Genomic DNA, 21,609 nt, shown 5'->3' with positions numbered 1-21,609 from the left:
CAGGAGGTGGATCGTGGGGATGCCGCTTCGGCTTTTCGTGATCGTTTGGGTCGCGTCGCTCTCACTCGTCCACGCACCGCCACCGGCGGGCGCCGGCACCGTCACATGTGGCGGGATCCGGGCGACGATCATCGGGACGGCGGAGGGGGAAACCCTCGAGGGCACGAGCGGACGCGACGTCATCGCGGGGCGTGGCGGGAATGACCTGATCTTCGGTCGCGGCGATGACGACCTCATCTGCGGTGGCACCGGAGACGACCAGGTCGATGCCGGTGCAGGCGACGACAGGCTGCTCGGCGGGCCGCACGCGGACACGCTGCGCGGGCTCGAGGGCAACGACGAGCTGGTGGGGCACAAGGGCGACGACACCTTGGATGGTGGCGAGGAAGACACCTCCGGTGCAGAGGGGACCGACAACGACGCCGCTAGCTACGCGGACTCGGATGCCGGCGTCCGAGTCGACCTCGTGGCCGGCACCGTTACACCGATCATCCCGTCGGACTCCACCGGCACCGGGGACGGCAGCGACACGATCCTCGGGATCGAAGACGTGACGACCACGGCGTTCGCCGACGTCATCTACGGAGACGGTCACGCCAACACGCTCCAGGCGGGTGGCGAGAACGACTTAATGGACGGGCGCGGCGGAAACGATGTGTTGAACGGTGGCGAAGGTGCGTCTGACGTCGCCTCCTACCGCGACCTGACAAGAGCGATCACCGCCGACCTTCAAGCAGGCTCCGTCGAGACCGCGGTCGGGACGGACCTTGTCCTCGAGGTCGAGAACGTGATCGGTGGCTCCGGGCCCGACACCATCTCGGGTGACGAGCTCGCGAACGCGCTGTCGGGTCAGGGGGGCGCCGACACCGTGCGAGGTCGGAACGGGCCCGACGAACTGTTGGGGCGTAGGGGCCGGGACGTCCTGGGCGGCGGAGACGGCAACGACCGCCTCCACGGTCAGATCGGGGACGACAAGTTGTGGGGCAGCGCCGGTGCGGACGTGCTCGATGGAGGAGCGGGCGACGACAGTTGTAGCGGAGGCGACGGCACCGACACCCTCCGGCGCTGCTGATCCAGCGCGCGTCGCGGCGGTTGTCGCGGAGGTCGCCTTAACAGAACCTTCACAATTTCGCGCGGCCCCCGCAGGATCGCGCCTCTAGCTTTGCCACATGGAACAACCGCTCTGTCTGAACAGCATCACGGTTGGCGTGACCGCCCCGCGCCGGCTGGCCTTCGTGGATCTCACCGACGAGCTGCAGCGAGCGGTCTCAGGCTCCGGCCTCGGTGACGGTTTCTGCGTCGCGTTCTGTCGCCACACGACTTGTGGCTTGCTGATCAACGAGTGGGAGGACGGCGCCCAGGAAGACCTCCTGAAGAGGTTGGATGTGCTCGTGCCCGACCGGATCTATTACGCGCACGACGACCTCCGCGTCCGGACGCAGAACCTGGTGGACGACGAGCGGGCGAACGGGCGCGCCCACGTCCTCCAGATGATCATCGGCGGCAACTCACAGGTGGTGCCGGTTGCCGGCGGTGTTCCTCTGCTCGGTCGGTGGCAGCGCCTGTTCCTGCTGGAGCTCGACGAGCCGAAAGAGCGCACGATCCTGTTCCAGACCATGGGGAGGTCCGCGCGGCTCGAGACCTCGCCTCTTCCTACACTGGAGCGATGCGACCTCACTCGATAGCGGTGGTCGAGGACGAGGCGGCCATCGCCTCGGCCATCGCCGCGCGGTTGCGGAAGGAGGGCTTCGAGGTAGAGGTCGCGTCCGACGGCCCCTCAGGCGTCGACCTATGCCTGCGGACGCGGCCCGACCTCGTGGTGCTGGATCTGATGCTGCCGGGGTTCGACGGTTTGGAGGTGTGCCGGCGGATCCAGCGCGACCGCCCGGTCCCCGTGTTGATGCTGACCGCGCGCGATTCCGAGACCGACATGTTGGTGGGGCTCGGCATCGGCGCGGACGACTACATGACGAAGCCGTTCAGCATCCGCGAGCTGGTGGCGCGGGTCCAGGTCTTGCTCCGCCGCGTCGAGCGGACCCCATCGCCCGTCGGCGGCCCGGTGAAGGTCGACGGCATCGAGATAGATCCGGGCCGCCGCACCGTCACCCGTGATGGCGACACTATCCATCTCACCCCGATCGAGTTCGACCTTCTCTACAAGCTCGCGTCGCGCCCGGGCATCGTCTTCTCGCGCGACCGCTTGCTTGCGGAGGTGTGGGGCTATCCCGACGAGGCGAGCGCGCGGACCGTCGACTCCCACGTGGGCGCGCTGAGACGCAAGCTGGGGTCGGATCTGATCCGCACGTCGCACGGCGTCGGGTACGCGTTCAAGGAGCTCTCTTGAGGAGGCCGCTCGACCGGCTGACCTCGATCAAGACGAAGCTCGGTGTCGTGATCGTCGCGGCGGTCGCGGTGACGGTCCTCGTGTTGATCGCGGCGGTGCGGATCCAGGTGCCGCTGTGGCTGGGGGCGGTTGTCGCGATGTTGCTCGCCTTGGGGATGGTGCAGTTCCTGGCGCGCGGGATGACCTCTCCTCTACGTCAGATGGTCGGTGCCGCGCAAGCGATGGGACGAGGTGACTACGCGACGCGTGTCAGCGCGAGCTCGCGCGACGAGGTCGGTGAGTTGGCGCGCACCTTCAACAGGATGGCGGGGGAGCTCGCGGAGGTGGACCGGGTACGCAAGGACCTGATCGCCAACGTCTCGCACGAGCTCCGCACGCCGATCACCGCGCTCCAAGCTGTGTTGGAGAACCTCATCGACGGCGTCGAGCCTCCCGATCCGCGGACCTTGCAGACCATGCTGGAGCAGGTACAACGGCTCGGACGGCTTGTGACGCAATTGCTCGATCTCTCGAAGCTCGAGTCTGGGACGCTGACGCTGGAGCGTCGTCCCTTCGAGCTGAAGCCGGTGATCGAGCAGGCCGCGCGGGAGTCCGCCTTGAACGCCGCTCACGCGGAGCTGCGGTCCGTCGAGCTCGAGGTGTCGGTGGAGCCGAGCGATCTGCGGGTGCGAGGAGACTCCGAGCGGGTGCATCAGGTGCTGGCGAACCTGCTGGACAACGCGGTTCGTCATTCCCCCGACGACGCGGCCGTAGAGGTGCGGGCCGTCACTGAGGATGGACAGGTGCGGATCGAGGTCAGCGACCGCGGCCCCGGCATCCCCGACGACGAGACCGGCCGTATCTTCGAGCGGTTCTACCGCTCCGACGCGGCGAGAACGGCCTCCGAGGGTGGTTCTGGTTTGGGTCTCGCGATCGCGCGCTGGATCGTCGATCTGCACGACGGAGATATCCGCGCGGAGAACCGCGCTCCCAGCGGCTGCCGGATGATCGTCCACCTGCCGCGCGCCTGAGCGTTTGCCGCAGGTGGCGATGTAGGTTCCGGGTCGTACCCACCCCTATGACCGCGGAGGAACGGCAATGTCAGAAGAGACCGAACGTGGGGATCAGCCCGAAGAAGCGTCCGAGGCGGCCGCCGAAGGCCCGGGCAACGTCAGCGTGGACGAGCCGACCGACACCTCGCTGAACGAGCACAACGACGAGGCCTTCCGGGACGGGGTTCCGGAGCCGGGAACCGGCGACGCCGAGAGCTCGTAGCGGCCGATGGCAACCGACCAGTGGGAGAAGGGCGACGTCGATCAGGCGACCGTCCTGCAGGTGCTAGAAGACACGACACAAGCGCTCGAGGGGGCCGGGATCCCCTACCTCTTCATCGGCGGTTTGCCGCTGGCGATCTATGGCCGCCCGAAGCCGATCCAAGATCTCGACCTGATGGTGAAGCACGAGGACGCGGCGCGGGCGATCGAGGCTCTGGAAGCTGCGGGTTTCGACTCGAAGGACCCCTCCGAGCACTGGCTGCACAAGGCGGCGAAGGAAGGCGTCTTGGTCGACGTCATCACGCGTTCAGAGGGAGACCTGTTCATCGACGACGAGATGCTCGAGCGGTCGATGAGGAAGGAGTACAAGGGCCACCAGGTCCGGTTGATCAGCCCCGAGGACCTGCTCGTGATGAAGGCGGTCGCGCACGAGGAGGACACCGCCCACTACTGGCACGATGCGATGACGCTCATCGTGGGGGCGGACCTGAACTGGGACTACGTCGTTCGCCGCGCGCGACACGGCGCGAAGCGGGTTCTCAGCCTGCTCATCTACGCCCAGTCGCGCGACCTGTTCGTGCCGGATGACGCGATCGCAGAGCTATACCGCTCCATCTATGGCTGACGCAGCCCGAACCGTTCGGCTCGCTGCCGTCGCGGACGTGCACCTGGGGCGCGAGTCGAGAGGTCTTCTTTCGCGCGAGCTGATCGGCATCGACGAGCGCGCCGACATCTTGCTGGTTGCGGGCGACGTCACGCGCGTGGGCGATCCCGCGGAGGCGGAGGTGTTCGCCGAGGAGGTGGCCGACGTCGGCTTACCGGTGGTGGCGGTACTCGGCAACCACGACTACCACTCCGATCAGCAGGACCTCGTCGCGAAGCACCTGGAAGACGGGGGGGTCGTGGTGTTGGAACAGGACTCCATCCTCGTCGAAGTCGACAACGGCACCGTGGGCATCGCCGGCGCCAAGGGCTTCGGAGGTGGGTTCCGGGACGCCTGCGGCAGCGATTTCGGCGAGCCCGAGATGAAGGCGTTCGTACGCCACAGTGAAGCTATCGCGACCGCGTTCGGGGAGCAGCTGCGGTCGCTCGACGCGGCCAACGCGCGCGTGGCGTTGCTCCACTACTCGCCGATCGCGGCCACGCTCGCCGGCGAGAAGCCGGAGATATTCGCTTTCCTCGGCAGCTACTTCCTCGAGGACGCGATCGACTCGGCCGGAGCCGACATCGCGTTCCACGGCCACGCGCACGCGGGGGCCGACACCGGCCACACCGCAGGGGGTGTGCCCGTGCACAACGTGGCACATCCGGTGATCAGAGCGGCTTACAAGGTCTTCGAGGTCCCTCTGAGGAGATAACCAGCGTCTTACGCTGTCGCTCGTGCCGACCAAGTACGAGTTCGTAGAGGCCGACGGTCAAGAGGTTCGGATATCGAACCCCGACAAGGTGTTCTTTCCGCAGCCCGGTCTCACGAAGATGGACCTGGTGCAGTACTACCTCGCCGTTGGCCCCGGCGCCTTGCGGGGGTGTCTCGACCGGCCCGTCGTCATGTATCGGTGGCCGAACGGGGTCGGCCATCCCGACGACGCCTTCTACCAGAAGCGGGTGCTCGACAAAGGCCGGCCGCCGTGGCTCCAGAGCGTGCTGGTGCGCTTCCCGAGCGGCCGCTCGGCCGACATGCTGGCAGGCGCGGACCTGGCTCATCTCATCTGGGCGATCAACATGGGGTGCATCGATCTGAACCCGTGGCCGGTGCGGCGCGACGACGTCGATCATCCAGACGAGCTGCGCGTCGACCTCGATCCCACGCCGGGCATCCCGTACTCGGACGTGAGGCGGGCCGCGGCACTGGTCAAGGAAACGCTGGACGACTTCGCGCTCGTCGGGTACCCGAAGACGTCCGGGAAGCGCGGCCTGCACGTCTACATCCGCATCGAGCGCAACTGGAGCTTCACCGAGGTGCGGCGGGCCGCGCTGGCGCTGGCGCGCGAGGTCGCGCGACGTGGGCAGGGGCTCGCCACGACCGCGTGGTGGAAGGAAGAGAGGATCGGCGTGTTCGTCGACTACAACCAGAACGCGCGCGATCGCACGATCGCCTCTGCCTACTCGGCCCGTCCCACCGCGGACGCCCGCGTCTCGTGTCCCGTGGCGTGGGATGAGATCGCGGAGCTGGAGCCGGAGGCGTTCACCGTGGAGACGGTTCCGGAACGCTTTGCCTCGGTCGACCCGAGCGCCACGATCGACGACGTCGCGTTCTCGCTGGACCCTCTGTTGCAGCTCGCCCGGAAAGACGAAGAGGGCGGCCTGGGGGATGCGCCGTGGCCTCCGCACTTCCCCAAGCAGAAGGACGAGCCGGCGCGGGTGCAGCCGTCCAAGCGCCGAAAGGCGTAAGGGGCCCTAGCGGCGTCGGGCGGCGGGAAGGATCTGCTCGAAGGTGCACTCGAGCGGTGGCTTCTCGGGGCGCCAGCGCTTGAACGTGGTGGCGTGGCGGAAGCGATCGCCCTGCAGGTGGTCGTACGCGACCTCGCACACAAGCGCCGGCTCTAGAGCGACCCATGACGCGCCCTGCGCGCCGGTCCACCGGCTCGGCCCTCCGGGCGTCCGGCCGCCTCCGAAGCTCGTGCCTCCTTCGAGGGCGCCGAGCTCCTGCAGGAGAGCCCGTCGCTCCGGCGCCTTGAAAGACGAGGTGTGTCCCACGTAGTGCAGCGTCTGAGAGTCGTCGTAGAGGCCCAGCAACAGAGACCCGACGCCGTCCTTCGTCTTGTTGAGCCGGTAGCCCCCGATCACGCAGTCCGCGGTCCGCTGGTGCTTCAGCTTGACCATCGCTCGTTCGCCCGGCAGGTAGCGCTGGTCGTTCTTCTTGGCGATGATGCCGTCCAGCCCCGCGCCCTCGAACACCTCGAACCACACCTCCGCCAGGCGACGGTCGTCGGTCTGTGGCGTAAGCGCCAACTTGGGCCCCTCGGCGAGCGACTCGATCACAGCGGTCTCCAACTCCGGTCCGGAGCTGGTCGTGCCGCGGGGGAGATGTACGGCTCCCCCCAGCGCGTCCTCCAGCTCTTTACGGCGATCCTCGAGCGCCTCGTCCCGCAGGTCGCGGCTGCCGCGCGCCAGCAGGTCGAACGCGACGAAGCTCGAGGGTGACTCGGCGGCGAGCTTCTTCACGCGCGACTCCGCGGGGTGGATCCGCAGCAGCAGCGCCTCGAAGTCGAGACCGTAACTCCCGGGGATCACGACCTCCCCGTCGATGACGCAGTTCTCGCGGAGCTCCGCGCTCAGAGCCGAGACCAGCTCGGGGAAGTAGCGGTTGAGCGGCTTCATGTCGCGGCTGATGATCGTGACCTCGCCCGCATCTCGGAACACGATGGCGCGGAAGCCGTCCCACTTCGGCTCGTAGAGCCACCCTTCGTCGGACGGCATCGATTCCTTCAGCTTCGCGAGCATCGGCGCCAGCGGCGGCTGGAACGGCAATGTCATGGGTACATCATCGCGGCCATGACGCTTACGAATGCGGAGATCGCCGAGCTGCTCGCCCTCGCCTCGGAAGAGCACGAGGGCAACAAGGAGAAGGCGGCGCGGCGCGCCTCCCGCAAGGCGTACGGCTGGCCGCAGGAGGCGGCGGACATGGTCGAGGAGGGCAACTCGTTGAAGCTCCTGGCCGGCGTCGGGCCGTGGGTCGCTCGCCAGATCGAGGATTGGTTGGAGGATCCTCCAGAGGTGCCGGAGCCACCCGCGCTGCGGGCGGACTTCATGAGCCTGTCGTCCGCGAGAGAGACGCTGGAGGAGGCACCGGAGTTCCGCACCAACTTGCGGGGCGACCTGCAGATGCACACCACCTACAGCGACGGTCGCGTGTCCGTCAAGGAGATGGCTCTGGAGGCGATCTCGCTCGGCCACCAGTACGTCGCGATCACCGACCACACCAAGGGACTGAAGATCGCGGGCGGCATGACGGAAGAGGTCCTCGCGATGCAGCTGCGCGAGGTCGATGCCTTCAATTCCGAGATGGAGCGCGGCGGCTCGAGCTTTCGCATCCTGAAGGCGGTCGAGATGAACATCAGTCCCGACGGGGACGGCGACATGGACCCGGAGGCGCTGGACGAGCTCGACCTCGTCTTGGGTTCGTTCCACTCGAGGTTGCGAGTGAAGGAGGACCAGACCGAGCGATACCTCGCGAACCTGCGCAACCCGCACGTTCACGTGCTCGGTCATCCTCGTTGCCGCATCTACAACTTCCGGCTCGGGCTGTCTGCGGACTGGCGGCGTGTCTTCGAGGAGGCCGCGGAGCTCGACAAGGCGGTGGAGATCAACTCGTTCCCCGATCGTCAGGACCTGAACGTCGAGCTGCTGGAACTCGTCGCGAAAGCGGGCTGCCGGGTCTCCATAGGCACCGACGCGCACACGACCGCGGAGATGCACTTCATCGAGATCGGTTGCGCCGCGGCCGCGAGAGCCGGTATCGATCCCGACCAGATCATCAACTTCATGCCGTACGAGGAACTTCTGGAATGGACGGATTCTTTGAAGGCGCGCGTCTAAGGTTCTCCCATGGCCGAGAGCAAACAAGACCGAGAGCTGATCGAGTTACTCAACGAGCTGCGCGTGGCATTGCCCGGCGTGCAGGTGCTGTTCGCGTTCCTGCTGGTGGTGCCGTTCAGCCAGGGCTTCGCGGAGGTGACGTCGACGCAGAAGGCGGTCTACTTCGCCGCTTTCATCTGCACTTCGCTTGCGACCGCGTTCTTGATCGCGCCCACCTCGTACCACCGGCTGCGGTGGCGCGCCAAGGACAAAGAGCGGATGCTGATCACGTCGAACCGCATGACCATCGCGGGCACAGCCTTCTTGGCGCTCGCAATCGCCTGCGTCGTCTTCTTCATCACGGACTTCCTTTACGGGAACCTGACGCCGTGGGTAACGGCAGCGGTCGCGGGAACGCTCGCGTGGCTCTGGTATGGGCTGCCTCTGACGAGAGCAGCCTCCGACAGCTGAAGGTTCTAGTTACGCGCGATCACGTTTCAACAGGCGCCACATCAGCGGGAAGGCGCCCGCTGCAAGCAGGATCTTGAGGATGTCTCCGACGACGAAGGGGTAGAGCCCGAGCTCCATCGCCTTCAGTACCGAGACGTCCACAGCCTGCGCCAGCCAGCCGACGCCGATCGTGAAGATCACGATCTCGCCGAGCAGGAAGGCACCGATCGCGCTTCCGATACCGCGGTCCCACCTCTTCTCGGCGAGGTAGCCGATCAGGACCGCCGCGATCACGAAGCCCCATAGGTATCCCGCGGACGCCGTCGCGAAACCCAGGTGCTCGAGCCCGGACTTCCCTTCCGCGAAGAACGGGAGCCCGACCGCTCCTTCGGCGAGGTAGAGGAGCATCGAAGCACCTCCGAGCACGGCTCCGAGCGACCCTCCGACCAGCAACACCCCGAGGGTCTGGCCGGTCACGGGCACCGGCGTGAACGGCAGCTTGATCGAGATCTGCGCCAGAGCCGCCATGACCAAGCTTCCGGCGACCACCAGCATCACATCCCTAACGAGCGTCGATCGGGTGGTGCGTGCGTGGGTGACGGCGTGGGCTAGAGCTGTCACTTCTTCTCCTTTTCCTGTGGGTGTGGCGGAAGCATATGAGGAAGGTCCTCGCGGGCCGCGGCGTTATCCTGCGCGAACCCCCAGGCGGCGTGGCCGAGTGGTTTAGGCAAGGGCCTGCAAAGCCCTGTACAGCGGTTCGATTCCGCTCGCCGCCTCGATCCGATCCATCGAACCTTCACCGTGGCAGCCGCAGCGATGTCTTCGGCGTCCCCGTGGCGACGGGGTCACGCTGACGCCGCCAGGGCGGTCTTTGGGAACGTTTCCCGCCCAGCGGGAATCACGTCCCAAAGCCTGTCTGTGGCGGTTGATAAGATGCCGACTCCGCTGTAACAACGGGGCGTTAGCTCAGCGGGAGAGCGCTTGCTCGACACGCAAGAGGTCACTGGTTCAATCCCAGTACGCCCCACGAGAACACCAAACCCCCTGGTCACAGGGGGTTTTTTCTTTCTCCGATCTCCCTCTAGATGCTTGCACATAGCTCAGTGAGCGCATAGAAACTTGACGTATCCGCTGGCTATCGTTCGCCCTGAGATGAACCTCCCCCTAGTAAGGTCAACGGATATGGCGATACAGCAAGAGGCCGAGCGAGCTGCGAATCGTCTCTTGAGGGACGTATGGCCCTGGCACGGGGACAACCCGAAGCTGCCGGTGGATCCCATCCGGATAGCCCGAAGTCTCGGCATCGACGTCTACGACGCTGAGCTTGGGCAGGATGTCTTCGGAGCTCTCGTGAAAGAAGCGGGTCAGGACCCGACGATCCTCTTAAACGCGATCGACAGTCCCAATCGCAAGCGCTTCAGCTGCGCTCACGAGATAGGCCACTTCGTGCGCCGGTCGGACACGGTCTATTCCAACATCAGTGACTACGACCAGTACACACACCTAGACCGGCGAGATGTGCTCTCGGCTCAGGGAGTGGACATCGAGGAGATCTACGCGAACTCCTTCGCGGCGGCGCTACTGATGCCGGCGGCGCTGGTCGAGGAACTTCGTAAGACGCAATCGCCGACCGACCTGGCCCTAACGTTCGATGTGTCGCAGGAGGCGATGCAGTACCGCCTTCTGAACCTCGGCCTCCAAAGTGTCTAGTGATCCTGAGGGGCCTGATCCTTCAGCGGTAGAGGCCATAGCCCGCAGCAAGCGCGGGGCTGACCCGAAGACGAGTCTGGAACAGACTCGGGCCGCAAGTGCGAAGACCGACCTAGAGCTCAAAGAGAAGTACGGCAACTGGCTCCTGACAATCATGATCGCGCAGCTCGTCGTTGCTGACCTTGGATTCTTCTTTTACGGGTTCTTCGGTGTGGGTTGGAACGTCGCGTCGTCAGTCATGCATGTGTGGTTGGTCTCGACGGTTGTCGAGGTGATCGGCGTGGTCCTGGTTGTGACTCAGTATCTCTTTCCGAACCGGGACGCGGGATGAGTGACAAAGATAGACAGCCATCGTTCGGTCGCAAGGTCGCAAGGTTTGGTCACGCCTTTGTATACGTGCTGGTCAAAGCAGTGCTAGTGGCACTCGCAACGATGGTTGCTGTCTTTTTTCTCGGGACCCTGATCTCAGACCACGTCAACGAGTGGTTAGCGGTCTTTGTTTGGTTCGTCGTGTTACCTATCAGCGGGCTAGTCGCGTTCTTCAAGTCTCTCAATCGAGCGGGAAGATGAAGCCCCTGGACTACGGGAAGGTGAGACCGCAGAGGAGGGACTCCCGAGCTTTAGGCAGTTGTGTTCATCCGCTGCCGTTGGGCATCGTCCACCCAGACCTGAATCCGTTTGGTCTTCCTTGTTCGTTGCTTTCGTTTGCTGGGTGATGACTCGACTTCAGCGGGTTCGCTGAATTCTTCCGGCCACAGCACCTCGATGTGCGACCCGAGGCGGCAAGCCCAGTTGTCGGCGCAGGCCACTGTCACGGAAGCCATCTCGAGCAGCCGCTCAACCGAGCGCCGTCGAACTTCAAGTTGTGCCTCGAGGTCGCTGAGGCTAAGGCCGCTGCGCTGTCTGCGGCGAATCTCGTCATGAAGAGGCGCTGCTGAAACCCGGCGTGGCCGTCGCCGACTCAATTGAAGTCGCCCCTGCACTCGGGACACCAGATCGGAATCTCGTTGCTAGACCGGGGGACCTTGCACGCGAACAAACAGGTGCAGCGGAGCACGGGACCATCCGCCTCCGTGGGGATGGGCTTCGTTGCTGCGAGCACGACGGCTTGCTGAAGGGCTTCCCAGACACCGCCTGGATACGGCTCTGCCATACCGGATCTCCTTTCCGGTTCTCCTGTGAGTGGCAGGCCAGGGGGTGGAGTGCCCCTTTTCGCGCCGTCGCGCTAGACCTGCCGAGGACGATACTCCTAGCCTGCGACAGTTTCCCGGTGGATTTCAGACCAGCAGGTGAGCGGCAGTTTGGACGACGCTAAGTTTCGTCCTGTTCGGGTTCTTCCAGTAGGTCGGCTATCGCTAACCCATGTCGGGTGAGACTGAAATTGGGGTCGTAATCCCATGGGGCACCCCTGCCCTCGGAGCGTCGTTCAAGGACGCGCTGAAGGTCCATTTCAGATGACACGACGCCCCAGGCTTGCAACTGAAGGAGAGCGGCCTCCACGACAGACCCTTCGAGAGTCGCCTTATGAGCAATCGAGGTTTCCTTCAACGGAAATGCGTGACGTCGTCCACCGACCACGCTGAACATCCCAGCCATCACTCTGATGTGTACGGGCTCGAGATGGGCGAGAGTTGCAAGCAGCATCTCGGCATCGTCCATGGAGGCATCGTCGCCCTCGAGTGCACGCGCTAACACACGCGCTAACGCCTGCCGCTTGGTTTCGAGTCGTGACCGTGCGCTCGCTTCGATGACGTCATGAAGCAGATCCAGCGAGCGTTCGTTTTGGCTTACATCCTGGACGAACTGCTCTGGCTCCTTGCCCGTGAGTTGAGCCGCTGAGCTGATGACTTCGCCGGCCCTAGCCAAACGTCGCTGGTGGCGCTCAACTACGTAGGTCGCGAGAGCGTCCCCGACCTTGGGGATGACTCGCAGCGCGAGAAGCAACTCAGGCGAGGGCGGCGGGATCTCCTCTTCGTCGCGCTGAGTCATTCTCTCCAATCATGCACCTCTCACCGTTCCGATGGTTTTCCACCTGGGGTTAGCCTCACCCGAATGGAGTCGTCGGAGTTCACGGCAGCCGCGGGCTACCCGTTCCTAGAGAAGGTTCTGAGCGAGGCGATCAGCTTCGTCCCTGATGAAGTCGATGCGGCTTATGTAGAGCCCTTGTTTGGGGACGGAAAGGCCCTCACAGGGGCACTGGCTCTGCTGGTTCGCGGAAGCCGACTGAACATCATCAGCGTCGAATTCACCGGGCCGCATCGGGACGATGAGGTGGAAACCTTCATGGTGTCGTCGGTCCCGCTGCACGACCTGGTCGTTGAGTACCGACTTGAACGCTCCGGTTGGAGCCGCGACGAAGATGTCCGTGAGATGAGTGACCGAGCTTTCACAGGAACTCTTCGTCTCCCCACTGCCGCGGGTCGATTCGGCACGGAGATTTCGTTACCCATCGCGGATCCGAAGGGCTTCGGCGGGCGACACACACAGCGAACAAGGGCCTTCTTGGAAGACCTGGCGGGAAGACTCTCGAAACCGAGCACATAACTTTCGTCTTTTAGCTCAGAGGTTCAGGCGTAGAAGTCCGGCTAGCACATAGCTAATGCGGAAGTAATCGACACGCAAGAGGTCACTGGTTCAATCCCAGTACGCCCCACCACCTAAAGGCCCTGGTTCGGGGGCCTTTTGTGATTCCGCGACTCCCGCTCGAGGGCCGCACCTCATCGAAATCCCACAGAAATCCCACGCCCGGAGGAAAAACCGCGATCAACCAGCGTCAATCCCATGCAGGAAAGGCGCGCAACGTTCGATGTACTGCCTATAGCGGAGACCGCCAAGTGGGCGAAGCCCCACCCCCTGAACCCGCGGGACAAACAGGTCAAGCGACCATCAGGAACACGCGGCAGCAGGGTCCACCTGCGATAGCAGCATTTGCGCGGAGCCCGGAGCGCTGTCAAGGGCGGAGTCCGCGTGAGCGGATCGGAGGGCGCAGCCGCTGGAGCGGAGGCCCGGACACCGAGCGGGAGGCTACCTAGGACGCCAGGTCGTGCAGGATCCTCGGGGCGCCGCTTCTAGGGATCTCGTCGCCGCAGTAAGACTCGCACCCGGGACCGGCGTAGAAAACGTAGGCACCCCATCTGTACGCGTCGAATTCTCGACGTTTGAGGAGCCGCTGCGGGAACACCAAGGTGAGGATCCTTCTATGGGGCCGCTCGATCTTGGCGTAGCCCACCACTCGGATACGGTCGCCCGTCACGTTCAGCATGCGGGCGATGAGTTCACCCTCGAAGTAGTCCACGGCTAGGACACGTTCGACTCTGTGCTGACCTCCATCCTGACGGTCGAACGTCAGTTGGATGTTGTTGGTCCTGCCGCGCAACCAACGCCCCCTCCAGGGCTCGTAGGTGCGTAACGTGTGAACCAGTCGCGCCCCGCGGTGTCCGTGGGAGACGGCAGCGAGATCGAGGGGCCCGCCCGCGTCGCGGCGAAGGTTGTCGCGAACGGTCACCTCGTCGCCGGTGGCCAAGGATCCTGTAGACGCCATCATCAGGACACTGATGACCAGGACGAGCATCGCCTGGACGGACCTGGCCCCGCGACGCCGCATCTGGATCACCTCCCACTCAACAGCTACCGCCACCAAGGCTACGGCACTTTCCTCGACGGCTCCGTCGGGAGAAGATTTAGTGCATTGTCCCTTGCGGCAGGATGCCTGATGCCGGACCGTGACGAAAGTTGATGCGCGGCGGCAGCAGGGCCCTCTGATGCCGCCATAGCCACCACCTCCGCGCAGCCCCGCGCGCAGTCAAGGGCGCAGTCCGCGTGACCCGATCGCAGGGCGGAGCGGCTAGACCGCAGCCCGCAGACCCTTGACAGGACGAGCCCGGGCGAGGCAGGGTCTTCGGCTTCGTCTGCCTTCTCGAAGGAAGATGAGTCATATCTTTGTAAGGCTCCATGAGCCCAGCAGATGAGGTCACCTGATGGACCCACTGACCTTCGTCATGATCAGCGCCTTTGTGGCCGGTATGGCCTTCTACGTCTACCGGATGACACGGCACCCTCGGGAGCCGGCGGACCTGCCTCCTGGCTCCATGACAGTCGACAGGTTCTATGCCGAGAACCCGCTGCGGCGGGAGTCGCAAGAGATCGACCTCGGCGACGGGTGGCGAGACGCCGCTGATCCGACCTGCACGTTCAGCGTGTTCTGGATCGAACAGACCGGCGAGGTCTACGCGCTGCGCGTCCCCAACCCGCCTTCGCTCGTCCATGACGGGGTCGGGGACTACGGCTTGTCCGGGAGCGCGTTCGCGGCCGCCACCGTCGAGGTCCTGGGACATGCACGCACCCGCGACGAGCTAGACGAACGGCTGGGGGAGAGGGATACGAAGATCGCGGGTCCCGATGGCATCTCGTGGATCAGGAGCCAGCTGTCGTCCCTCTGATCGAGCTAGAACGGTTGCGCTGGTCGAACCCCAATTCAGATCCCGCGGCAGCCGCTGCTAAGCGGATCTCCTTCGTACGTTTCTACGCTTCGCACCTGCGACTCGATTCCGCGTTGGCGCAAGAGTCGATGCCGTCCCCGCCGTTAACAGCATCGACGCCGGGCCCCCCATCGAGAGCATCGTCGCCAGCCTCACCTGACACTTTGTCGTCACCCCCGCGGCCATCGATGAGGTCGCTGCCAGCCCCGCCGAAGACGCGCTCCGCACGGTCGCTCCCGCGGATCTCGTCACCAAACGTCGAACCGCCTACCAGGTCGATGGAGCGCAGGCGATCGGACCCGTTCCCGGCGGCGGTTCCCATGGAGAGATCGATCAAGACCGGGTTGGGCGAGAAGAGGAACGTGAGCGTGTCACGTCCCGGACCCCCGCTGTAACTGTCGTCGCCGGCGCTGTCGACCATCAAGTCGCGGCCGTGCCCACCGACGACGAGGTCAGCACCTTCGTCATAACCCGCGTCGAGTCGGTCCGCACCCCGCCCACCTCGGACCGTGTCAGATCCGTTCGCGGCGTATATCCAGTCATCGTCGCCTCGGCCAACGATGATGTCGTCGCCTCCGAGGCCGTAGAGGAAGTTGGTGCCACGGTCGCCGCGCAGGATGTCATCTCCGCGAGATCCAACAGCACCGTCAACATCGACCAGCACGTCGTCGCCCTGGCCGTGAGCAACACCGGCAGCAAGATCGACATCGACGGGAGCGGCTGAGTGCCTGTAGATAGCCCAGGCGTATCCCGGACCATCCAGCAGGTCGTCACCAGCTCCGCCGACGAGGTCGGTCCTGGTGGACTCGCTGCGGCCGACGAGCGTGTCGTCGCCGCCTCCGCCCACCAAATGGGAACCGACTTCCGAGTAGCCCGACGAGCCGACGATGTGGTCCCGCCCAGCGCCGCCGCGAGCCTCTTCCTCGAAGGACGCGGCTCCTAGATCGATCCGGTCGCGTCCTTTCCCGGCGACGACTTGGTCATCGCCGGCTCCCGCACAGATCACATCGTCGCCACCGAGGCCGCGGATCGTGTCTGTGCCCGCGCGGCCGACGATGACGTCATTGCCACGGGTTCCTCTGATGGAGTCGTTCCCGCTTGTTCCAACAAGGGTCGCGGTAACCCCACCGCAGTAGTGCTGGACCTGCGCGGAGGATGATGCCGTCGGGAGCAGACTGAGCCACAGGGCCAGCGGGAGACCGCGCATAAGAAGCCTCGTCATATGGAGTTAGACGTTCGACCGATCCAGAACCATGCCTGCGTGCCCCGGCTGTCGGGATGCGCCGCGCCATGTCGCGGTGATGAGGACCGTTCGACTCAAGAGCGGGGGCCACAAGCGAAGATCGGAACACCGCGGCAGCGGGCTCCACCTGCGCCGGCATAGCCACCTCTCTTCGCGAAGACCGGAGGGCTGTCAAGCAGCCGCGCAGCAGACTCGAACGCTCGTAGCGGCTGGAGTGGAGCCCGCAGACCCTTGACAGCAAGAGCTACTCCGCCCCTGCTGCCGCGGGTTCAACGCGGCGCTGATGACGGATGCGGCCCTTACGCACAGCCTGTTCATGGAAAGTAGTCCCCGACCTGTGCAGCTGTCGAAAGCGTCAGTCTGGTGACAGCACCCGATAGAACACTCGACTGACGCCTCCGTAGTTCCGTTCTACGCCCGCTCTCTGGTACGTGACCATGGCGCGTCCGTTCCGGACGGGAGACACGTCGTAGTACAACTCGTCGCTGAAATGGGCGGTAACGGTCCGCGGCTTGCCGACCCTACGGCCGATGCGGATCAATGAGAGATCGATATCTCCCTGAGCGGACTCCTTGGGCAGCAGCAAGAAGGCTGCCCTCTTGGTGGCGGTGATGGTCAAGGGCAGCGCTTCGTCGCCCACCTGGGTGAAGCGCTCGGGTCGATCGAACGCCCGCCGGAGCGTCTTGACCCTCGTCAGCTCACCGTCGCGGAGTAGAGACCTGACTTTCACGTCGCCCCCACCGACCAGCCAGGCGACCACAACTTTCTTCGGGGCCATGTTCGCAACATTCGTGATCCCGCCGGACCCAACCCGGATGCGTTTGCCCTTGCGCCCCTTCGCGTCGAAGACCTGGAGTGACACTTCCGGTGTTGCGACGCTGTATGACCCGGGAGGTTCAACCGAGAAGAAGGACATGATCTGGCGGCGTCCCCACTGGGCAAAGCCGCCGAAATAGTCATCCGTTCCGGTGGATGCGAGCGGGAAGAACCTCCCGCGTGGTTCGGCGTCGTCGGACAGCCGTTGGCCGTGGATGTCCATCTGGAGGTTCTCGGAATGGGGCCACGCAGTGACGAAGCCGCCCCGCGTCCCCGTGACGCCGACGGGTCCGCTCCCATATCTTCGGATCGTCTCGCCCCCCGGCGCCACAACGGTGCCCTTGGAGGTCAGTGGCGTTGCCTTCGCGAGCCCCAACGCGGTATCGCTCGAAGCACGCTCGAACCAGGTCACCATGTAGCGGCGGCCGTTCCAAGCACCGGCCACGTCGCCGATCATGTCCCCGTTCGTTGAGGCCAACCGGAACCCGTTCCCATCCAGTGGTCTTCCGGCCTCGGTGAAACGCCCGGCCATCAGTGTCTCGCCCCACGTGGAGCGATAAGCGGCGGAAGAGTTCTCGTGGTGGAACCAGATCACCAATCTCTGCCCATCACCCTGGATCACCTGTGCCGTGCCGTGCGGCACCGGGGTGAACGACAGAGGTCGTGGAGTATCGACCGCGCCCGTGCAGGACAAGCCGCTGCCATAGATGTCTGTCTCTAGGACCGATCGATAGGAGCCGCTGCGTCGCCGCTCGCTGCTGCTGTACACCGCGTGAACACCTCTCGGCCCGGTCGCTAGAGCGAGCTCAACCTGATCCTCTGGTGCCTCGCTGATGATGAGTGGCTCGCTGTCCATCGGCCGGCCCTCGCTGGTGAACCGGATCGCTCGAACGTCCGCGCCCGTACCTTCGGAGTAGGCGTCCCATGCGACAACGAAGCAGCCGTCGCCAGCGGTCATCACCGGCGTGATCCGAAGATCCGCTACCAGGACGGTGGGCTCCGCGTCTAGTTGTCGTCCATCGGGGTCGACGCGTACCCCGAGCAATGGATCGGTCTCATACCCGTTGTCGAAGTGACTCTCTCTCCAGATGACCATCCAGGCGCCATCCATGAACGCGTGATCGGGCGTCCCACTCCGATCGTTAGGACTGAGTCGATGGAGGTCGCCACGTGGCGTCCCGTCCAAGGACAGCAGTACGTAGACCGGCCCGCCGTAGTCCTTATAGGTAACGAGGTACTTGTCCCTGCCGAAGGAGATCTCCGGATCGAGGACCCCCTCGGGGTCCGAGTCGGCGGGGATCACCTTGGGTTCAGCCGACGCCCGTCCCTGCGGATCCACGAACTGTGAACGAAGCGGTGAGGAGGTGGCGTTGAGCGGTCGGTCATTCCAGACGACAACGAAGTTCTGACCGTCGGACGCGACGCTGCCGACAGGCGGGTACTGCCCGGGTGTCGAGAAGGTGTGATGCTCGTCGGTGACCCTGCCCGTGTTCGATACGAACGTTCCCTTGAGTACGTCGCCGTCTTTGCCCGTGTGAACCCATGTCACGTAGAACCCATGCTCAGAGGCGGCGATGTCGGGCTGGCTGTCGGCGCCGGGCTGGGTCGTTATCGGGAAGGAGAGGCGTCCACGCGGAGACCCATCGTTGTTCAGGAAGGTGGCATAGATGTTGCGCGCCGAATCCGACGTCTGCGGGATCTGGGGCATCTCATACGTGAAACGGTGCCAGCGCTCGTCCTCCCACACGACCAACCCGCCCTGCGGGTTCCAGGCCGTCGCCGGCTCGTGTTGGAACAGCGGTGCGATCCTGGAGTCGCCGGAAGGCAACACCCGCTCTGGCGCTGTCCTCGCCAGCGAAAGCTGTGTCGGAAGAAGGGCACTCGCTATGAGCACACACCCGACTGCTGTCTTGCCCAGCCCCAACGATCCCCCTCGCCGCGTTCGGGCTCCAAGGGTAGCGTGGCCTCGGCCCCAGGTGGTTCATCTAGCTGCGCGCGGCAGCTCGTCTGATGCCGCCTTAACCACCTCTGCGCGCAGCCGGAGTCTGTCTAGGGCGCAGGTGCGCGTGAGCGGATCGAAGGGGGGAGCGGCTAGAGCGGAGCCCCGCAGACCCTTGACAGGAGAAGCCCGCGCGTAGCAACTAGGGACGTGCCGGAGGGCATCGAGCGGCGCCGGAACCTGGTTCCCGGACTTCGGGGCTCCGCCCGCCATGCGAACACGAACAACGCGATGAGGCCGAGCACTACCAGGCCGCCGATCAACCAGTCACTCATGATCTGTCGTCTCCCTTGGCCGCCGCCTGCGCAGGCGCGTCACCTCGCCGGTTGTCAGAGGGAGCCGCGTCTACGAACTTTCTGACCCGATCAGCGACCTCGTCGAGACTGCCGGCATCGAGCAAGAGGCGTACCTTGGTCCACCAGTCCTCCGGATAGAAGCCTGAGGCCAGCTCCACGTCAAGCGCTATGTGTCCGAGACCATCATGGGTGGCTACCAGAGAGAACGGGTGCTCGAGGGCGCGCCATTCCTTCTCGCCGCTCCAGCCTCTCCAACCCTCAGCTAAATCGGTGAAGAAGCGGGCTAACGTGCTGGGCTCCTCCGCATAGTCGTTCCACCAGACGCGAGCTTCCGCTGCCAGGTCCCTACCGCGGAGGGCCACGAGAGCCGTGGCGCGACCACGCCACTCCATCCGCAGTTCTCCGGCCCGATCGTTCGAGGAGATCGTTAATCCTTCGGGGTTCACGTATTGAGTCTTACGCACCTCATCCAGTGACGGCGGCTCTTTTCCTCTCGTAGTACCCGCGCCCGGCGAGCAGGACGAGGAACTCCAACGCTCGCTCGCGTGCGGTCTCGGTCGAAGTGGGTAGGGGACCAGTATGGTCATCGACGGGCGACCAAAGACCGCGAGAGTCCTCAAGGCCCTCCTGTTGCTAGCGCTGGTGTTGTTCCTCTACCTGGCGACCGCGTGGATCGTCGTCATGAACACAGACGCGTGCTGGTGGCCGTGGCAGGAGCTGCGCTTCCCAGACGCCCGCACGTTGTGCACCTCGCCCAAGTGATCTGGGCCAGCGACGTTCAGAAGGTCCGACCCGCCACCCGTTCCAGTTCCGCCTTGAGCTCCTCGGGCGAGCGCTCCAGCAGGCTCCCCGGCAGTGCGAGGAAGGGATGACCGGTCGCTTTGCCGATCCTCATGTTGACTCGCATCACCGGATTGCGATGTCGGGCGATGTACTTCTCCCGCTCGTTGACCTCGATGCGAAGCACGGGCCCTAGGAGTCCTATGGCTTCCACGCGGACGGACTGGATATCCGCCCACGGGATCAACCCCACCTTCTCGTGATGCAGACCGTCACGATCGGCCACGAGTAGAGGCTTCCGCCCCAGCTGAGCGGCTCGGCCGGCGACGAACACGCCGGCGCAGATGGCCGCTCCTACCAACGAGAAAGCTCTCATCGCCCACCCCTGGTCGCTCGGCACGACCGCGGCGACAAGCAGAACCACTCCGGTAAGGCCGACCACGAATAGGTTCCGCTTCGCCTTGCGCGGCGAGCTCTCGATCACCAGCCGTCTGTCGTCAGGTTCCATCGGTGATGTCTATCGGGTGCGGCGGCCGGCGGCGACGAAATCATCCGCCACTAGAACACTGCGGTGACACCAAGGCGGCAACAAGGAGCAGGCCGAGCCCGACGTATACCCACCACAGACTGCGGCCCTTTCGCGACCGCAGCCGTTCCGCTTGTATTTCTCGTCGGCCCACTGCGCTCAGATTCTTCCGAAGTCCTGGGAACGCGGGGGATGTCGGGGGCAGCTCAGCGGGGCGATCCTTCTTATCGATCCCTAATTCTCTCGCGAGCATCCTCAACGTGACGAACAACCCCAGGAAAACGGCCATGCGGATGCCCGAGTTCTGGTCACCCTTGATAAGGAGATCAGTTTCTCTAACCAGTATCAGTAGCGGGATCGCGACGGCGAACAGGATGCCGTTCAGAACCCACCAGCGACGGATGCGCGGGTTCTTCCACTGCCGAGCGATCTCCTCCCGATCACCGACCTTCTCGTAGACGAACCGAGCCAGCGCGTAAAGCAACACCAGCCCGAGGCCCACTACGAAGAAGGCCATGATCATTCCGATCGCCGCCATGCCTCGATACTGACACCGCCCCCGCGGTCGGCGTAGAACGGTTCGAGGCCGCTAGCGGATGACTCCGGGTGCTCACGACTCGAACCTTGAGCTTCGTCCTTTCGCTCAGATCCGCCTCCTGTTGCTCAGCCCGCACCCGCAGCGCCTTTCCTGTCGGGGGCGACCTACACTCAGTCGCCTCTGCAGCACAACCCGGGGCGGGTGATCAGCGCGTGGATATGGGCAACGCGGGGATCTTCTTCTTCCTGCTAGGACCCGCCCTGTTCCTCCTTCTTCTAGGCGGACTTCTATGGCTACTGGACAAAGATGCTCGTCACGACCCTGTCGCCGGAAGAGCGGCGCGAGGGCTGATCAAGGCCGGCGGGGTCTTGCTTCTCCTCATCTTCGGGTTCATGGCGCTGGCTCTGGGCGTCTCGCGCCTCGGGTAGGTGGATGGGGTGAGACTGGCGCCGCGGGGTCACAGCGGCGACGATTCACGAACGATCGCTGAGTCATCACTCTTAGACCTGAGTGAAGCTCTCCAAGCTGGGTGCCCAGCCCTCGGCCGTCTCAAGTTCCCCGCGGAGGCGACGGATCATCTGCTCGTAAGCGTGAGCCTCGCTCAAGCCGAGGACTAGCTCACCCTCTCCCGCTGGCCCGGCGATCGACACCGCGAAGA

General features: G+C 64.6%; 26 protein-coding genes and 2 tRNA genes. 18 read left to right on the top strand and 10 right to left on the bottom strand.

Features of this window, described 5'->3' with window-relative positions:
• Positions 1-19 precede the first annotated feature (19 nt).
• From M3N53_00140 to M3N53_00105, 8 genes are all read left to right on the top strand, one after another.
• Positions 20-1,072 (top strand): hypothetical protein, encoded by a 1,053-nt coding sequence (locus M3N53_00140; GenBank protein ID MDP9066741.1) that lies wholly within the window; start codon positions 20-22, stop codon positions 1,070-1,072.
• A gap of 97 nt (positions 1,073-1,169) precedes the next feature.
• Entirely contained in the window at positions 1,170-1,685 is a 516-nt protein-coding gene (locus tag M3N53_00135; protein MDP9066740.1) for a secondary thiamine-phosphate synthase enzyme YjbQ, read from the top strand.
• Entirely contained in the window at positions 1,667-2,344 is a 678-nt protein-coding gene (locus tag M3N53_00130) for a response regulator transcription factor (protein MDP9066739.1), read from the top strand. The genes M3N53_00135 and M3N53_00130 overlap by 19 nt, the downstream gene beginning before the upstream one ends.
• A complete protein-coding gene (locus tag M3N53_00125) occupies positions 2,341-3,354 on the top strand; it encodes an ATP-binding protein (GenBank protein ID MDP9066738.1) in 1,014 nt (337 codons plus the stop codon). Before M3N53_00130 ends, M3N53_00125 begins: the two co-directional genes overlap by 4 nt.
• Positions 3,355-3,421: 67 nt before the next feature.
• Positions 3,422-3,598 (top strand): hypothetical protein, encoded by a 177-nt coding sequence (locus tag M3N53_00120; GenBank protein ID MDP9066737.1) that lies wholly within the window; start codon positions 3,422-3,424, stop codon positions 3,596-3,598.
• Positions 3,599-3,604: 6 nt separating this feature from the next.
• Positions 3,605-4,222, top strand: a complete 618-nt coding sequence (locus M3N53_00115) for a nucleotidyltransferase family protein (protein ID MDP9066736.1) — start codon at positions 3,605-3,607, stop codon at positions 4,220-4,222.
• Complete coding sequence (locus M3N53_00110; GenBank protein MDP9066735.1) at positions 4,215-4,955, top strand: metallophosphoesterase family protein; 741 nt, start codon at positions 4,215-4,217, stop codon at positions 4,953-4,955. Before M3N53_00115 ends, M3N53_00110 begins: the two co-directional genes overlap by 8 nt.
• 22 nt (positions 4,956-4,977) lie before the next feature.
• Complete coding sequence (locus tag M3N53_00105; protein MDP9066734.1) at positions 4,978-5,988, top strand: ATP-dependent DNA ligase; 1,011 nt, start codon at positions 4,978-4,980, stop codon at positions 5,986-5,988.
• Between the two features lie 6 nt (positions 5,989-5,994).
• Here the strand turns inward: M3N53_00105 and M3N53_00100 are convergent, their stop codons facing one another.
• Positions 5,995-7,074, bottom strand: a complete 1,080-nt coding sequence (locus tag M3N53_00100; GenBank protein ID MDP9066733.1) for an ATP-dependent DNA ligase — start codon at positions 7,072-7,074, stop codon at positions 5,995-5,997.
• Positions 7,075-7,092: 18 nt separating this feature from the next.
• Between M3N53_00100 and M3N53_00095 the strand changes: the two genes are divergently transcribed.
• Positions 7,093-8,136: a PHP domain-containing protein gene (locus M3N53_00095; protein MDP9066732.1), complete on the top strand. Its 1,044-nt coding sequence runs from the start codon at positions 7,093-7,095 to the stop codon at positions 8,134-8,136.
• Positions 8,137-8,145: 9 nt separating this feature from the next.
• Entirely contained in the window at positions 8,146-8,586 is a 441-nt protein-coding gene (locus M3N53_00090; protein MDP9066731.1) for a DUF6328 family protein, read from the top strand.
• A 9-nt stretch (positions 8,587-8,595) separates the two neighbouring features.
• Here the strand turns inward: M3N53_00090 and M3N53_00085 are convergent, their stop codons facing one another.
• Positions 8,596-9,186, bottom strand: a complete 591-nt coding sequence (locus M3N53_00085; GenBank protein MDP9066730.1) for a biotin transporter BioY — start codon at positions 9,184-9,186, stop codon at positions 8,596-8,598.
• 83 nt (positions 9,187-9,269) lie between these two features.
• Here M3N53_00085 and M3N53_00080 point away from each other — a divergent pair.
• From M3N53_00080 to M3N53_00065, 4 genes are all read left to right on the top strand, one after another.
• Positions 9,270-9,341 (top strand) — tRNA-Cys (locus tag M3N53_00080).
• A gap of 179 nt (positions 9,342-9,520) precedes the next feature.
• Positions 9,521-9,592: transfer RNA gene (locus tag M3N53_00075), tRNA-Val, on the top strand.
• A gap of 155 nt (positions 9,593-9,747) precedes the next feature.
• Positions 9,748-10,275, top strand: coding sequence for an ImmA/IrrE family metallo-endopeptidase (locus M3N53_00070; protein MDP9066729.1), 528 nt, complete (start codon positions 9,748-9,750; stop codon positions 10,273-10,275).
• Positions 10,268-10,606 carry a hypothetical protein gene (locus M3N53_00065; GenBank protein MDP9066728.1) on the top strand — a complete coding sequence of 113 codons (339 nt, stop codon included), beginning with the start codon at positions 10,268-10,270 and terminating at the stop codon, positions 10,604-10,606. The genes M3N53_00070 and M3N53_00065 overlap by 8 nt, the downstream gene beginning before the upstream one ends.
• Before the next feature lie 630 nt (positions 10,607-11,236).
• On the opposite strand, the gene M3N53_00060 is transcribed toward M3N53_00065, so the two are convergent.
• Both M3N53_00060 and M3N53_00055 read right to left on the bottom strand, forming a co-directional pair.
• Positions 11,237-11,428: a hypothetical protein gene (locus M3N53_00060; protein ID MDP9066727.1), complete on the bottom strand. Its 192-nt coding sequence runs from the start codon at positions 11,426-11,428 to the stop codon at positions 11,237-11,239.
• Between the two features lie 158 nt (positions 11,429-11,586).
• Positions 11,587-12,264, bottom strand: coding sequence for a hypothetical protein (locus M3N53_00055; protein ID MDP9066726.1), 678 nt, complete (start codon positions 12,262-12,264; stop codon positions 11,587-11,589).
• A gap of 63 nt (positions 12,265-12,327) precedes the next feature.
• On the opposite strand from M3N53_00055, the gene M3N53_00050 reads away from it, so the two are divergent.
• Positions 12,328-12,819 (top strand): hypothetical protein, encoded by a 492-nt coding sequence (locus M3N53_00050; protein ID MDP9066725.1) that lies wholly within the window; start codon positions 12,328-12,330, stop codon positions 12,817-12,819.
• A gap of 484 nt (positions 12,820-13,303) precedes the next feature.
• Here the strand turns inward: M3N53_00050 and M3N53_00045 are convergent, their stop codons facing one another.
• The gene (locus tag M3N53_00045; protein ID MDP9066724.1) at positions 13,304-13,912 is read right to left on the bottom strand and encodes a hypothetical protein; all 609 of its coding nucleotides are present in this window, start codon (positions 13,910-13,912) and stop codon (positions 13,304-13,306) included.
• Between the two features lie 340 nt (positions 13,913-14,252).
• On the opposite strand from M3N53_00045, the gene M3N53_00040 reads away from it, so the two are divergent.
• On the top strand, positions 14,253-14,714 hold the full coding sequence (locus M3N53_00040) for a hypothetical protein (GenBank protein ID MDP9066723.1): 462 nt from the start codon (positions 14,253-14,255) through the stop codon (positions 14,712-14,714).
• A gap of 82 nt (positions 14,715-14,796) precedes the next feature.
• Here the strand turns inward: M3N53_00040 and M3N53_00035 are convergent, their stop codons facing one another.
• From M3N53_00035 to M3N53_00025, 3 genes are all read right to left on the bottom strand, one after another.
• On the bottom strand, positions 14,797-15,975 hold the full coding sequence (locus tag M3N53_00035) for a calcium-binding protein (GenBank protein ID MDP9066722.1): 1,179 nt from the start codon (positions 15,973-15,975) through the stop codon (positions 14,797-14,799).
• A gap of 376 nt (positions 15,976-16,351) precedes the next feature.
• Positions 16,352-18,643 carry a hypothetical protein gene (locus M3N53_00030; GenBank protein ID MDP9066721.1) on the bottom strand — a complete coding sequence of 764 codons (2,292 nt, stop codon included), beginning with the start codon at positions 18,641-18,643 and terminating at the stop codon, positions 16,352-16,354.
• A gap of 439 nt (positions 18,644-19,082) precedes the next feature.
• Positions 19,083-19,571, bottom strand: a complete 489-nt coding sequence (locus tag M3N53_00025; GenBank protein ID MDP9066720.1) for a DUF6228 family protein — start codon at positions 19,569-19,571, stop codon at positions 19,083-19,085.
• A 115-nt stretch (positions 19,572-19,686) separates the two neighbouring features.
• Here M3N53_00025 and M3N53_00020 point away from each other — a divergent pair, with 115 nt between their 5' ends.
• Positions 19,687-19,869, top strand: coding sequence for a hypothetical protein (locus tag M3N53_00020; protein ID MDP9066719.1), 183 nt, complete (start codon positions 19,687-19,689; stop codon positions 19,867-19,869).
• 16 nt (positions 19,870-19,885) lie between these two features.
• Here the strand turns inward: M3N53_00020 and M3N53_00015 are convergent, their stop codons facing one another.
• Together M3N53_00015 and M3N53_00010 are read right to left on the bottom strand one after the other, a co-directional pair.
• Positions 19,886-20,395 carry a hypothetical protein gene (locus M3N53_00015; GenBank protein ID MDP9066718.1) on the bottom strand — a complete coding sequence of 170 codons (510 nt, stop codon included), beginning with the start codon at positions 20,393-20,395 and terminating at the stop codon, positions 19,886-19,888.
• Positions 20,396-20,435: 40 nt separating this feature from the next.
• Positions 20,436-20,951: a hypothetical protein gene (locus tag M3N53_00010; protein ID MDP9066717.1), complete on the bottom strand. Its 516-nt coding sequence runs from the start codon at positions 20,949-20,951 to the stop codon at positions 20,436-20,438.
• A 212-nt stretch (positions 20,952-21,163) separates the two neighbouring features.
• Between M3N53_00010 and M3N53_00005 the strand changes: the two genes are divergently transcribed.
• On the top strand, positions 21,164-21,379 hold the full coding sequence (locus tag M3N53_00005) for a hypothetical protein (protein ID MDP9066716.1): 216 nt from the start codon (positions 21,164-21,166) through the stop codon (positions 21,377-21,379).
• Positions 21,380-21,609: the final 230 nt, after the last annotated feature.

The sequence above is a fragment of the Actinomycetota bacterium genome (assembly GCA_030776625.1).
Lineage (GTDB): Bacteria > Actinomycetota > CADDZG01 > CADDZG01 > WHSQ01 > MB1-2.
This window is presented reverse-complemented; position numbering and strand designations above follow the sequence as displayed.